Raw genomic sequence first — 12,499 nt, forward strand, 5'->3', positions numbered from 1 at the left:
GGGCATCGCGAGCCCGAACCCCACCAAGAGGCGACATGGTAGCCACCACCGCGCATGTTCACCCAATCGGGTGCATGAGCATGCGAACCCCTGCTCCGTATCTGTACCCGTGCCCGTCCCCGCCCCAGTCCCCCCGTACCGGCGGGGCTACTTCCCCGCGAGCGTCGCCACCAGCACGGCCTTGATCGTGTGCATCCGGTTCTCCGCCTGGTCGAAGACGACCGAGTGGGCGGACTCGAAGACCTCGTCGCTGACCTCCAGCTCGGTCAGCCCGTACCGGGCGTGGATGTCCCGGCCGACCTGGGTGCCGAGGTCGTGGAAGGCGGGCAGGCAGTGCAGGAACTTCACGTCCGGGTTGCCGGTGGCCCGCAGGACGTCCATCGTCACGGCGTAGGGACCGAGGGCGGCGATGCGCTCGGCCCACACCTCCTTGGGCTCCCCCATGGAGACCCAGACGTCGGTGGCGACGAAGTCGGCGCCCCGGACACCCTCGGCGACATCGCCGGTGAGGGTGATCGTCGCGCCGCTGACCTCGGCGAGCTCCCGGGCCCGCGCCACGACGGCCTCGGCCGGCCAGTACGCCTCGGGGGCGACGATCCTGACGTCCAGGCCGAGCAGGGCTCCGGTGATCAGGTAGGAGTTGCCCATGTTGAAGCGGGCGTCGCCGAGGTAGGCGAAGGCCGTCCCCGCGACGGGTCCCTCGCGGAGCTCGGCCATGGTGAGCACGTCGGCGAGCATCTGGGTGGGGTGCCAGTCGTCCGTGAGCCCGTTGAAGACCGGCACCCCGCCGTAAGCGGCCAGCTCCTCGACGGCCTGCTGGCTGTCGCCCCGGTACTCGATCCCGTCGAACATCCGGCCGAGCACCCGGGCGGTGTCCCTGACGGACTCCTTGTGGCCCATCTGGGAGCCCGACGGGTCGAGGTAGGTGGTGGAGGCGCCCTGGTCGGCTGCGGCGACCTCGAACGCGCAGCGCGTACGGGTCGACGTCTTCTCGAAGATCAGCGCGATGTTCTTCCCGCGCAGCCGCTGGACCTCGGCCCCGGCCTTCTTGGCCGCCTTGAGCTCGGCGGCCAGGGAGACCAGGCCGAGGAACTCCTCGGAGGTGAAGTCCAGCTCCTTGAGGAAGTGGCGGCCGGTGAGGTCTATGGCCATGATGACTGCTCCTGGGTCGGACGGGATCGGCAGCACTGCGCACGGGCAGAACTGGAAGTCTATACGATTACCCGCATCCCTATACAGGACCAGGGCTCGCGGTCCGCACGCTTCTCAGGCGACGGGGTCCCGCTCGACCGGACAGCTCATGCAGCGCGGCCCGCCACGTCCCCGGCCCAGCTCGCTGCCCCGGATCTCGATCACCTCGATGCCCTGCTTGCGCAGATAGGTGTTGGTCGTGGCGTTGCGCTCGTACGCGACGACGACCCCGGGCTCGACCGCAAGCACGTTGCACCCGTCGTCCCACTGCTCGCGCTCGGCCGCGTGCACGTCCTGGGTGGCCGTGAGCACCCGGAGGGAATCGAGGCCGAGGGCGGCGGCGATGGCGCGGTGCATGTGCTGGGGCGGATGGTCGGTGACCTTCAGCTCGCGGGGGCCGCTGCCGGGCTCGATGGTGTACGAGCGGAGCATGCCGAGACCGGCGTACTGGGTGAACGTGTCGCCGTCGATCATCGTCATCACCGTGTCCAGGTGCATGAACGCCCGGGCCTTGGGCATGTCGAGCGCCACGATCGTGCGCGCCGAGCCGGCGTCGAAGAGGCCCCGGGCCAGCATCTCCACGGCCTGCGGCGTGGTGCGCTCGCTCATCCCGATGAGGACGGCGCCCTGCCCGATGACCAGGACGTCACCGCCCTCGATGGTGGAGGGGTAGTCGTCCTGACCCTCCGACCAGTGGTGGAAGACCCCCGCCTCCGGGCCGGCGAAGAGGGGATGGTGCCGGTAGATCGCCTCGAAGTGGACGGTCTCGCGCTGCCTGGCGGGCCAGCGCATCGCGTTGATGGAGACCCCGTCGTAGATCCACGCCGAGGTGTCCCGGGTGAAGAGGTGGTTCGGCAGCGGGCCGAGCAGGAAGTCGTCCAGGTCCATCACGTGGAAGCGGACGGAGGTCGGCTCGCTGTGCCGCTCCAGGAACTCCCGCTTGGTCATGCCGCCGACCAGCGCCTCCGCCAGCTCGTCCGAGGACAGTTCCTCGAAGGCGGCCCGCAGCGGTTCGGTGGCGAGCGGACCGTACTCCTTCTCGTCGAAGACACGGTCGAGCACGAGCTGCCGGGCGACCGGGATGTCGAGGGACTCCCGCAGGAGGTCGCCGAAGAGATGCACGGCGACCCCCCGGTCGCGCAGCACGTCGGCGAAGCCGTCGTGCTCCTCCCGGGCGCGGCGCACCCACAGGACGTCGTCGAACAGGAGCGCGTCCTTGTTCCTGGGGGTGAGCCGCTTCAGCTCCAGATCGGGGCGGTGCAGTATGACGCGGCGCAGCCGCCCGGCTTCGGAGTCGACGTGGAATCCCATGCCTTCATCCTCACCGCGCGGAGCGCCGTTCACCCCGCGAATCGCCCACGGGTTGGACGGCTCTCAGAGCCGGGGGTCCACCGGCTCCGACTCCAGGGCCAGGACGGCGAACACCGCCTCGTGGACCCGCCACAGCGGCTCGCCCTCCGCCAGCCGGTCCAGGGCCTCCAGGCCGAGCGCGTACTCCCGCAGCGCCAACGAGCGTTTGTGGCCCAGGAACCGGGAGCGCAGGCGCTCCAGATTCTCCGGACGGGTGTACTCGGGGCCGTAGATGATGCGGAGATACTCCCGGCCGCGCACCTTGATGCCGGGCTGGACGAGTCGGCCCTTGGCGTCCCGGACGAGGGCGCCGAGCGGCTTGACGACCATGCCCTCGCCGCCCCGCCCGGTCATCTCCAGCCACCAGTCCACGCCCGCGCGGACGGAGGCCTCGTCCCCGGTGTCGACGAGGAGCCGGCGGGTGACCTGGAGCAGCCCCGTCGGGTCGTGCTCCACGAGCCGGTCCAGCCAGGCGAGCTGCTCGTCGTGCGGTACGGAGGCCAGCGAGCGGCCCTGGACGGCGAGGATCTGGAACGGCGCGATCCGCACCCCGTCCAGCCCCTCGGTGGGCCAGCAGTAGCGCCGGTAGGCCTCGGTGAACGCGGCCGCGTCCCTGGCGCGGGCACGCTGGTTCCCGGCGAGGCCCGCCACCTCGACGCCCCGGGCGACCGCCTGCTCCAGAGCGGCGACGGCCGACGGGAAGACCGCGCCGGACGCGGCGCCGACGGCGGCGTACTGCGAGCGCAGCAGCCCGCCGGCCTTGAGCGACCACGGCATCAGCTCGGCGTCCAGGAGCACCCAGTCGGTGTCCCACTCCTGCCAGAGCCCGGCGGCGGTGACGGCGGTGCGGAGCCGGTCCAGGACCGCCTCGGTCATCACCCTGTCGTCCAGGAACGGGCGCCCGGTGCGGGTGTACAGCGCGCCGGTGGGGCCCGCCGTGCCGAAACGCGCGGTGGCGGCCCCGGCGTCCTTGCAGACCAGGGCGACGGCCCGGGAGCCCATGTGCTTCTCCTCGCACACGACCCGCTCGACGCCGTCGCCGGCGTACTGCGCGAAGGCCTCGGCCGGGTGCTCCAGGAAACCGTCCTCGCGGGAGGTGGCGGTGGGCGCCATGGTGGGCGGGAGGTAGGCGAGGAGCTGCGGGTCGACGGCGAAGCGGCTCATCACCTCAAGCGCGGCGGCGGCATTCTCCTCGCGCACGGCGACGCGGCCCAGGTGCCGGGTCTCCACGACCCTGCGGCCCTGGACGTCGGCGATGTCCAGCGGGCGGCCCTCCCGGCCCCCGGGCGCCTCGGTGGTCAGCGGTTTGACGGGCTCGTACCAGACCTTCTCGGCGGGTACGTCGACCAGTTCACGCTCCGGCCAGCGCAGCGCGGTCATCTTCCCGCCGAAGACGGCCCCGGTGTCCAGGCAGATGGTGTTGTTGATCCAGGAGGTGGTGGGCACCGGGGTGTGCCCGTAGACCACGGTGGCGCGGCCCCGGTACTCCTCGGCCCACGGGTAGCGCACGGGCAGGCCGAACTCGTCGGTCTCCCCCGTCGTGTCCCCGTACAGAGCGTGCGAGCGGACCCGGCCTGAGGTGCGGCCGTGGTACTTCTCGGGCAGCCCCGCGTGGCAGACCACCAGCTTGCCGTCGTCCAGGACGTAGTGGCTGACCAGCCCGTCGATGAACTTCCGCACCTGGCCCCGGAAATCGGGGTGTTCGGCGTCCTCGCGCTCCAGCTGCTCGACGGTCTCGGCGAGCCCGTGGGTGAGCTGGACCTTGCGGCCCGCGAGGTAGCGGCCGAGCTTGTTCTCGTGGTTGCCGGGGACGCACAGGGCGGTGCCCGCCGACACCATGGACATGACGCGGCGCAGCACCCCGGGGCTGTCGGGGCCCCGGTCGACGAGGTCGCCGACGAAGACGGCCGTACGTCCTTCGGGGTGGGCGCCGTCCACGTAACCGAGTCTGCCGAGCAGGGTGTCCAGCTCGGACCGGCAGCCGTGGATGTCCCCGATGATGTCGAACGGGCCGGTGAGGTGGCGCAGGTCGTTGTAGCGGCGCTCCAGGACCACTTCGGCGCGCTCGGCCTCCTCCTCGGTGCGCAGGACGTGCACCTTGCGGAAGCCCTCGCGCTCCAGGCCGCGCAGGGAACGCCGCAGCTCGCGGCGGTGCCGCTGGATGACATGGCGCGGCATGGAGGCGCGGTCCGGGCGGGCCGCGTTGCGGGCGGCGCAGACCTCTTCGGGGAGGTCGAGGACGATGGCGATGGGCAGGACGTCGTGCTTCCGGGCCAGCTGGACGAGCTGCTTGCGGCTCTCGGACTGGACGCTGGTGGCGTCGATCACCGTGAGCCGCCCGGCCTCCAGGCGCTTGCCGGCGATGTAGTGCAGCACGTCGAAGGCGTCGCGGCTGGCGCTCTGGTCGTTCTCGTCGTCGGCGACCAGCCCCCGGCAGAAGTCCGAGGAGACGATCTCGGTCGGTTTGAAGTGCTTATGGGCGAAGGTGGACTTGCCCGATCCGCTGGCGCCGATGAGCACGACGAGGGAGAGGTCGGTCACCGGCAGGGCGCGCGCGGCGGTGGCGGTCGTGGCGGTTTCCGCGCCGGTGGTGCTGTGGTCGCTGTTCATGCGGCTTCCGCCTCCTTCTTGCCGGTGTTCTCGTCGGTGTTCTTCTCGGTCTTCTTCTCGGTGTTCCTGTCGCGGCTGCCGGTGGTTTCCGTGGTCCGGGTGAACACGGCCAGCTGGGTCGGCGGCCCCACCTCGGGGTCGTCCGGCCCGACCGGTACGTACCGGACGGTGTATCCGTGCCGCTCGGCGACCTTCCCGGCCCAGTCCCGGAATTCGGCCCGGGTCCACTCGAAACGGTGGTCCCCGTGCCGGACGTGCCCGGCCGGGAGGGTCTCCCAGCGGACGTTGTACTCGACGTTCGGCGTGGTCACGAGCGCCGTCGCCGGTCGCGCCGCGCCGAACACCGCGTACTCCAGGGCGGGCAGCCGGTCCAGGTCCAGGTGCTCGATCACTTCACTGAGCACGGCGGCGTCGTATCCCACGAGCCGCTTGTCGGTGTAGGTGAGCGAACCCTGCCGCAGGGTGACCCGGTCCGCCCGGCGCTCTCCCATCCGGTCCAGCTTCAGCCGCCGCGAGGCGATGGTGAGGGCGCGCATCGAGACGTCGACGCCCACGATCTCGGTGAAACGCACGTCCTTGAGGAGCGCCTGCACCAACTGGCCCTGGCCGCAGCCGAGGTCGAGTACCCGGCTCGCCCCGGCGGCGCGCAGCGCGTCGAGGATCGCGGTGCGCCGCTGTTCGGCGAGCGGGACCGGCTTCTCCTCGGTGTCGGTGCTCTCGTCCACCGCGTTGTCGACGCTGTCGACGTCGAGGTCGTCCGACTCGGCGAGCCGGACCAGCTCCAGGGCCTGGTCGGCCTGGCGCGTCAGCCCCCAGCGGTGGGAGAGATAGCGCCGCGTGATCAGCGGCCGCTCGGGGTGGTCGGCCAGCCAGCCCTCCCCCGCGCGCAGCAGCTTGTCCACCTCGTCGGGCGCGACCCAGTAGTGCTTGGCGTCGTCGAGCACCGGGAGCAGGACATAGAGCTGGCGCAGCGCGTCCGCGAGCCGCAACTCGCCCTCCAGCACCAGGCGTACGTAGCGGGAGTCGCCCCACGCGGGGAACTCCTCGTCCAGCGGTACGGCCGTGACGTCGACCCGCGACCAGCCGAGCGGCGCGAACAGCTTGTGCACCAGCTCGGCGCCGCCCCTGGCGGGCAGGGCCGGCACCTCGATCCGCAGCGGCAGCGGGCTCCCGGCCCGCTCGGGCATGGCCCGGCAGACGCCGCCGAGCGCGGACTTGAACACGGCGGCGAGAGCGACCGACAACAGCGAGGACGCCGCGTAGGGACGGTCGTTGACGTACTGCGCGAGCGCCGCGTCGGGCGCGCCGCCCCGGCCCTTGCCCTTGCCGCGCCGCACCAGCGCCACCGGATCCACCTCCAGCAGGAGCGCGGCCGTGCAGCGCTCGGCGGACGCCTCGGGGTAGAAGACGTGTGCGGAGCCGTGCGAGGTGGAGAACGCCTGCGCCTTGTCGGGATGCTTGTGCAGCAGAAAGCCCAGGTCCGTGGCGGGACGCTCGTGGGTGCCGGTCGTACCGATTGTCAGGAACACCTGTCCGAGTATGGTCGTCGCCCCCTGCCCCCACCAGGCATTTTCACTCCTTCCGCAACGCAGCGATCTCCGGGACGGTCCCAGAAGCGCCCGCTACGGCGGGCCTTGACTCTCCAGGCGCCCTTCCAGCTCCGTGATGAGGTCCGGTCCCACCCGGCAGCAGCCTCCGACGAGTCCGGCCCCGGCCCGTGTCCAGGCCCGCACCCGCCCCGGGTCGAAGGTGCCGCGCCCGGTCCATCCCCGCGCTCCGGCGTCCCAACCCTCCCCGCTGTTCGGGTAGACCACGGCGGGCCTGCCCGTGACCGCCACCGCCTGTTCCACCGCCCCCTGTGCCTCCTGCGGATCGCAGCAGTTGACCCCGACCGCGAGGACGGAGTCCCGCCCCGCCGCCACCGCGAACGCCTCCTCCAGCGGCTGACCGGCCCTGGTCCGGCCGCCCGCCACGCTGTACGAGAGCCAGTACGGCAGCCCGGTCTCCTCGGCCACCCGGACCAGGGCCTCGGCCTCGTCCAGGTCCGGCACCGTCTCCAGCGCCAGGGCGTCGGGCCCGGCAGCGGCCAGCGCCGCCACCCGGGGGCGGTGGAAACGCTCCAGCTCCCGGACGCTCAGCCCGTAGCGGCCCCGGTACTCGCTGCCGTCCGCGAGCATCGCCCCGTAGGGTCCGACCGATGCGGCGACCCAGGTCTCCCGCCCGGGGGCGGCCCGGCGCGCCGCGTCGGCGGCGCCCCGGGCCAGCTCCACGCTGCGGGCGAGCAGGGCCTCGGTTCCGGCCCGGTCGATCCCGCACCGCCCGAACCCTTCGAAGGTGGCCTGATAGCTGGCCGTGATGAGCACGCGCGCGCCCGCCCGGAGGTAGGCGAGGTGAGCGGCCTCGATCTGTTCCGGCGCGTCGGCCAGCAACCGGGCCGACCACAGCGCGTCGGACAGATCGCAGCCCTGCGCCTCCAGTTGGCTGGAGAGCCCGCCGTCCAGCAGGACCGGCCCGGCCGCCAGCGCGTCGGCGAGCGTGCGCACGGTACGCACAGCCACCTCCTCCTCAGGTCAGGTCAGGTCAGGTCAGGTCAGGTCAGGTCAGGTCAGGTCAGCTGGGACTGGATCTGCGAGGAGATCAGTTCCAGATGGTCCAGGTCCCCCAGATCGAGGACCTGGAGGTAGATCCTCGACGAGCCGATCGCCTCGAAGCTGCCGATCTTGTCGACCACCTCGGCGGGCGATCCCGCCAGCCCGTTCGCCTTGAGCTCCTCCACGTCCCGGCCGATGGCCGCCGCGCGTCGGGCGACCTCGGCGTCGTCCTTGCCCGTGCAGACGATCAGCGCGTTGGAGTACACGAGGTCGTCCGGAGAGCGCCCGTGCGCCTGCGCGGCGGCCCGGACCCGGCCGAACTGCTTCTCGCTGTCCTCCAGCGAGGCGAACGGGATGTTGAACTCGTCGGCGTACTGCGCGGCGAGCCGAGGGGTGCGCGTCGCACCGTGGCCGCCGATCAGCACGGGCACCTTGGCCTGGGCCGGCTTCGGCAGCGCGGGCGAATCAGTGAGTTGGTAGTAGGTGCCGTCGTAGCTGAAGGTCTCGCCGGCCTCCGTCGCCCACAGGCCCGTGATGATCGCGAGCTGCTCCTCCAGGCGGCCGAACTTCTCCTTCGGGAACGGAATGCCGTAGGCCTTGTGCTCCTCCTCGAACCAACCTGCGCCCAGGCCCAGCTCGACCCGGCCGCCGGACATCTGGTCGACCTGGGCGACCTGGATGGCCAGCACTCCCGGCAGCCGGAACGTGCCGGCGGTCATCAGCGTGCCGAGCCTGATCCGCCGGGTCTCGCGCGCCAGCCCGGCCAGGGTGATCCAGGCGTCCGTCGGTCCGGGCAGACCGTCGCCGGAGCCCATGCGGAGATAGTGGTCGGAGCGGTAGAAGGCGTCGAAGCCCAGGTCCTCGGCGGCCTTGGCGACGGTGAGCAAGGTGTCGTAGTCGGCCCCTTGCTGGGGCTCGGTGAAGATGCGAAGATCCATGCCCTCCATCCTGCCTCTCCGGCGCCCGGTCCCGCCCACCAGCCAGGCCGGACCTCCCCCACATCTCCCCCTGCCTCCCCTGCCTCCCCTCGGACCGTCGTCTCCCTTCGGGCCTCGGCGTCGGCGTCCCCTCCCGGCGCTCCGTCCCCCTCCCCCTCAGGGCCCTGCCGCCGATGCCGCAGGGCCGCGTATGCCGCCGTAGGGGCCGTCGCGCTCCCTCTCCCGCTCCGCCAGCCGCCTCAGCATCCCGTGCACGCGCTCCAGTGATTCGTCGGCGGCGTCCATGGCCTCGATGCACTGCCAGTACAGACCGTCCTCGCCCGTGTCGCAGGCCACCCCGACCAGGGCGATCCCGGCCTCACTGAGCAACAGCGCGAGCCCGGCCAGGGACCGCCGCACATCGGCGATCCCGGACAACTGGGCCGCCCTGGCACCGCCGGAGAGCACCGTCGGGTGATCCAGCACCGAGCATCCGGCGCCGATCTCCCCCAGCGCCCGCGCCTCGCTCCGTAACTCCACCGGGCCGTACAGCGCCAGCCGACTGCCGACCGCCCGGGCGAGCGCCTGTGCCTGCCAGGCCTCCGCCATGACATCCAGCGCGCCCCGGCTGCCCGCCAGAGCCCGCCGCCCCGCCTCGATGACTCGCTCCGCTTCCATGTCTCTCCCCCGTCCGTACGAAAACCCGCTCACCTCATTCATTACCCACAGTGAGGTAGACAGCACCGTAAGGCCAGAGGAAATCGGAAATCTGTGGACAGGAAGTCGACTGTGGATATCTCGCTCACTCCGAAGAGTGACGATCGAGGGGTTCCGGAGCGCTCGGCAGGGGGAAGCGCTTCTCGTTCCGCTCCAACTTGGCGACCAGCGCGGCCGTCGGATCGACGCCCAACACCGTGCAGAACTGCAGGAGATAGGCGAGCACATCCGCCACCTCGTCGGCGACCCGGTGGGCCGATCCGGGATTCTCCATGACCCCCGCCGACTGCTCGGGCGTCAGCCACTGGAAGATCTCCAGCAGTTCGGAGGCCTCGACGCTGAGCGCGGCCGCCAGGTTCTTCGGGGTGTGGTACTGCTCCCAGTCGCGCGCCGCCGCGAACGCGGCCAGCCGTCGCTGGAGTTCTGCCACATCGATGTCTGTCACGGCCTCAGGTCTATCACCGGCCACCGACAGTGGCTCCCCGCGCTCCCACCCCGCACGAGAGGCCGGGCGGCCAGGGAAGCGGGAGCGGCGTGGCCGGGGGCGGCGGTCCGGTCCGGCTGCCGCCCCGACTGCCGCTTCCTATGACTGGGCGAGACCCGCGGGCGTGACCCCCTCGACCTCCATGCCGACCGGCGCGAGCAGGAAGACATTGCGGTCGACGCGGTGCATGCCGCTGCCGAGGCCGAAGACCACACCGCTGCTGAAGTCGAGAATCCGCTTCGCCACGTCCGTTTCGGCCGCCGTCAGGTCGAGCAGCACCGGGACCTGGGCCACCAGGTACTCGGCGACCTCGCGAGCGTCCGCGAAGACCTGCACCCGCAGCACCACGAGGCGCCGCTGTTCGGCCGCCCGCTCGTCCGGGACGGTGCGGTGGTCGATGCGGGACGGCCACTCGTCGCGGCCGCGCAGCGGTACGACCTGCGCGAGCCCTTCCCACTGTTCGTCGGTGGCGTCATATCTGTCATACCTGTCGTACCTGCTCACAGGGCCACCCCGTCGTCGAGCCGGTCGGGTTCCCGCCGGCTGCACTCACTGTTCATCGGGCAATCCTCTCGTCCCTCACCCGTTCGGCGTACCAGCGACACGGCGAAGTCTCCGTCCGTGTCGCTTCCGGTACCCGACGGGCACCCGTTCATGACGCCCCGCGCCCTCGGGCGCGGCGAGCCGCACCGTATACAGATCCAGCCGGACCGCGCCGATCAGACCGTGACGACCTGGACCCCGGCCTCGCCGAACCGGTCCTTCGCCTCCGCGCCGATACGGGAGTCGGTGACCAGGACGTCGACCAGTCCGAGGTCGCAGACCCGGGCGAACGCCCGCTTGCCGATCTTCGACGAGTCGGCCGCCACCACCACGCGCTGGGCCCGCTCCGCGAGCAGCCGGTTGACGCTTGCCTCGCCCTCGTGGTGGACGTACGCACCGCGTTCGATGTCGATGGCGTTGACCCCGAGGACGGCGACGTCCAGGGTGATCTCGTTCATCACTCCGACGGCGAGCGGGCCCGTCAGCTCGTACGACTGGGGCCTCGCGACCCCGCCCGTCACGACCATCTTGATCTGCGGCCGGATCGCCAGCTCGCTCGCGATGTTGAGGGCGTTGGTCACCACGGTCAGCGTCGGCTGCCCACCCGCCGTCGCCGTCTCGCCCACGATGTCCGGACGCACCGCCAGCGCCCTGGCCACTTCGGTCACGGTCGTCCCCCCGGTCAGGCCGACGACCTCCCCGACGGCGACCAGGCCGGACACGGCGCGGCCGATGGCCTGCTTCTCCGGCGCGTGGCGGCCCGTCTTGTAGCGGAGCGCCAGTTCGTAGGAGACCCCGTGCGCGACCGCGCCGCCCCTGGTGCGGGTGAGCAGGTGCTGTTCGGCCAGCTGGTCCAGGTCGCGGCGGATGGTGGCGGCCGAGACGTCGAGCGCCGTCGCCGCCTCCTCGACGTCCACCCTGCCGTGCTTGCCGACCAGTTCCAGCAGCGCGTCCCACCGGGCGTCCCTGGACAAGAGCGTCTCCTCACCGTCCGGCGCGGGCACCGCGTTTCGCGGGAACGCGGTCGCCGGGGGCCGGACCGTCGCAAGCGTCGCACAGGGCCTCCCGGGAGCCCGTCACCCACCTGCGGCTTGCTTGTTTTTGCTCGATAACTGCATGTAACGTGCAGAATTCTACATTCGGGCTGGTCGGCCCCGCTCAGCCCCGTTCCCGTGGTCCACCTCGTTCCCGTGGAGTGCAGACGTGTCGTATGCCGAGACCGAGACAGCCAGTCAGCCCGCCTGCTGGCGGCGCGCCGCCGCCCTGGCGGACGGCCCCGAGACCGCCGCCCTGCCCGTCGCGGGCGAGCGGATCGCGGTCGTCGGCTGCGGTACCTCCTTCTATATGGCGCAGGCCTACGCCGGGCTCCGCGAGGGCTCCGGCCAGGGCGAGTCGGACGCCTTCGCCGCCTCCGAGTTCCCCTTCGGGCGCGGCTACGACCGTGTCGTCGCGCTGACCCGCTCGGGGACCACGACCGAGGTGCTGGAACTGCTGAACCGGCTGCGCGGGACCACCCGCACGGTGGCCGTCACGGCGGATCCCAGGACCCCGGTCAGGGCGGCGGCCGACGATCTCGTCGTCCTGGACTTCGCCGACGAACGGTCCGTCGTCCAGACGCGCTTCGCCACGACCGCCCTCACCCTGCTGCGGGCCCACCTCGGCCTGCACTCCGAGGCCGTGGTCGCGGACGCGGAGGCCGCGCTCGCCGCGCCGCTGCCCGACGGGCTGCTGGAGAGCACCCAGTTCTCCTTCCTCGGCCGGGGGTGGACGGTCGGGCTGGCCCACGAGGCGGCGCTGAAGATGAAGGAGGCCTCGCTGTCCTGGACGGAGTCCTATCCCGCGATGGAGTACCGCCACGGCCCCATCAGCATCTCCACCACGTCCACCGCGACCTGGATGTTCGGCGAGGCCCCCGAGGGGCTGCCCGAGCAGGTGCGCGCGACGGGCGCCCAGTGGGTGGACGGCGCCCTCGACCCGCTGGCCGATCTCGTACGCGTACAGCGTCTCGCCCTCGCCCGTGCGGCCGCGCGGGGGCTCGACCCGGACCTGCCGCGCCACCTGAGCCGTTCGGTGGTGCTCGACGGGGCCTGAGAGAC

At 71.8% G+C, this 12,499-nt stretch carries 11 protein-coding genes; 1 reads left to right on the forward strand and 10 read right to left on the reverse strand.

Annotation, left to right across the window (positions count from 1 at the left end; translation table 11 throughout):
* Positions 1–147 precede the first annotated feature (147 nt).
* The 10 genes from argF to AB0F29_RS14320 all read right to left on the reverse strand — a co-directional run bounded on the left by argF (position 148) and on the right by AB0F29_RS14320 (position 11,377).
* Positions 148–1,152 (reverse strand): ornithine carbamoyltransferase, encoded by a 1,005-nt coding sequence (argF, locus tag AB0F29_RS14275; RefSeq protein WP_361871431.1) that lies wholly within the window; start codon positions 1,150–1,152, stop codon positions 148–150.
* Between the two features lie 114 nt (positions 1,153–1,266).
* Positions 1,267–2,502, reverse strand: coding sequence for an arginine deiminase (locus AB0F29_RS14280; protein WP_361871433.1), 1,236 nt, complete (start codon positions 2,500–2,502; stop codon positions 1,267–1,269).
* A gap of 63 nt (positions 2,503–2,565) precedes the next feature.
* Positions 2,566–5,151: a polynucleotide kinase-phosphatase gene (locus AB0F29_RS14285; protein ID WP_361871435.1), complete on the reverse strand. Its 2,586-nt coding sequence runs from the start codon at positions 5,149–5,151 to the stop codon at positions 2,566–2,568.
* The gene (locus tag AB0F29_RS14290; RefSeq protein ID WP_361871438.1) at positions 5,148–6,680 is read right to left on the reverse strand and encodes a 3' terminal RNA ribose 2'-O-methyltransferase Hen1; all 1,533 of its coding nucleotides are present in this window, start codon (positions 6,678–6,680) and stop codon (positions 5,148–5,150) included. Before AB0F29_RS14290 ends, AB0F29_RS14285 begins: the two co-directional genes overlap by 4 nt.
* Positions 6,681–6,773: 93 nt before the next feature.
* Positions 6,774–7,703, reverse strand: a complete 930-nt coding sequence (mmuM, locus tag AB0F29_RS14295; RefSeq protein WP_361871441.1) for a homocysteine S-methyltransferase — start codon at positions 7,701–7,703, stop codon at positions 6,774–6,776.
* Positions 7,704–7,756: 53 nt separating this feature from the next.
* Positions 7,757–8,680 (reverse strand): LLM class F420-dependent oxidoreductase, encoded by a 924-nt coding sequence (locus tag AB0F29_RS14300; protein WP_361871443.1) that lies wholly within the window; start codon positions 8,678–8,680, stop codon positions 7,757–7,759.
* A 156-nt stretch (positions 8,681–8,836) separates the two neighbouring features.
* Complete coding sequence (locus tag AB0F29_RS14305) at positions 8,837–9,337, reverse strand: DUF6099 family protein (RefSeq protein WP_361871446.1); 501 nt, start codon at positions 9,335–9,337, stop codon at positions 8,837–8,839.
* 124 nt (positions 9,338–9,461) lie between these two features.
* Positions 9,462–9,821, reverse strand: a complete 360-nt coding sequence (locus tag AB0F29_RS14310; RefSeq protein ID WP_361871448.1) for a nucleotide pyrophosphohydrolase — start codon at positions 9,819–9,821, stop codon at positions 9,462–9,464.
* A 138-nt stretch (positions 9,822–9,959) separates the two neighbouring features.
* The gene (locus AB0F29_RS14315; RefSeq protein WP_006128240.1) at positions 9,960–10,364 is read right to left on the reverse strand and encodes a cell division protein SepF; all 405 of its coding nucleotides are present in this window, start codon (positions 10,362–10,364) and stop codon (positions 9,960–9,962) included.
* Positions 10,365–10,579: 215 nt separating this feature from the next.
* On the reverse strand, positions 10,580–11,377 hold the full coding sequence (locus tag AB0F29_RS14320) for a DeoR/GlpR family DNA-binding transcription regulator (protein ID WP_361871450.1): 798 nt from the start codon (positions 11,375–11,377) through the stop codon (positions 10,580–10,582).
* Positions 11,378–11,606: 229 nt separating this feature from the next.
* Here AB0F29_RS14320 and AB0F29_RS14325 point away from each other — a divergent pair, with 229 nt between their 5' ends.
* A complete protein-coding gene (locus tag AB0F29_RS14325; protein WP_361871453.1) occupies positions 11,607–12,494 on the forward strand; it encodes a sugar isomerase in 888 nt (295 codons plus the stop codon).
* Positions 12,495–12,499: the final 5 nt, after the last annotated feature.

The sequence above is a fragment of the Streptomyces sp. NPDC026589 genome (genome assembly GCF_040638385.1).
GTDB lineage: Bacteria > Actinomycetota > Actinomycetes > Streptomycetales > Streptomycetaceae > Streptomyces.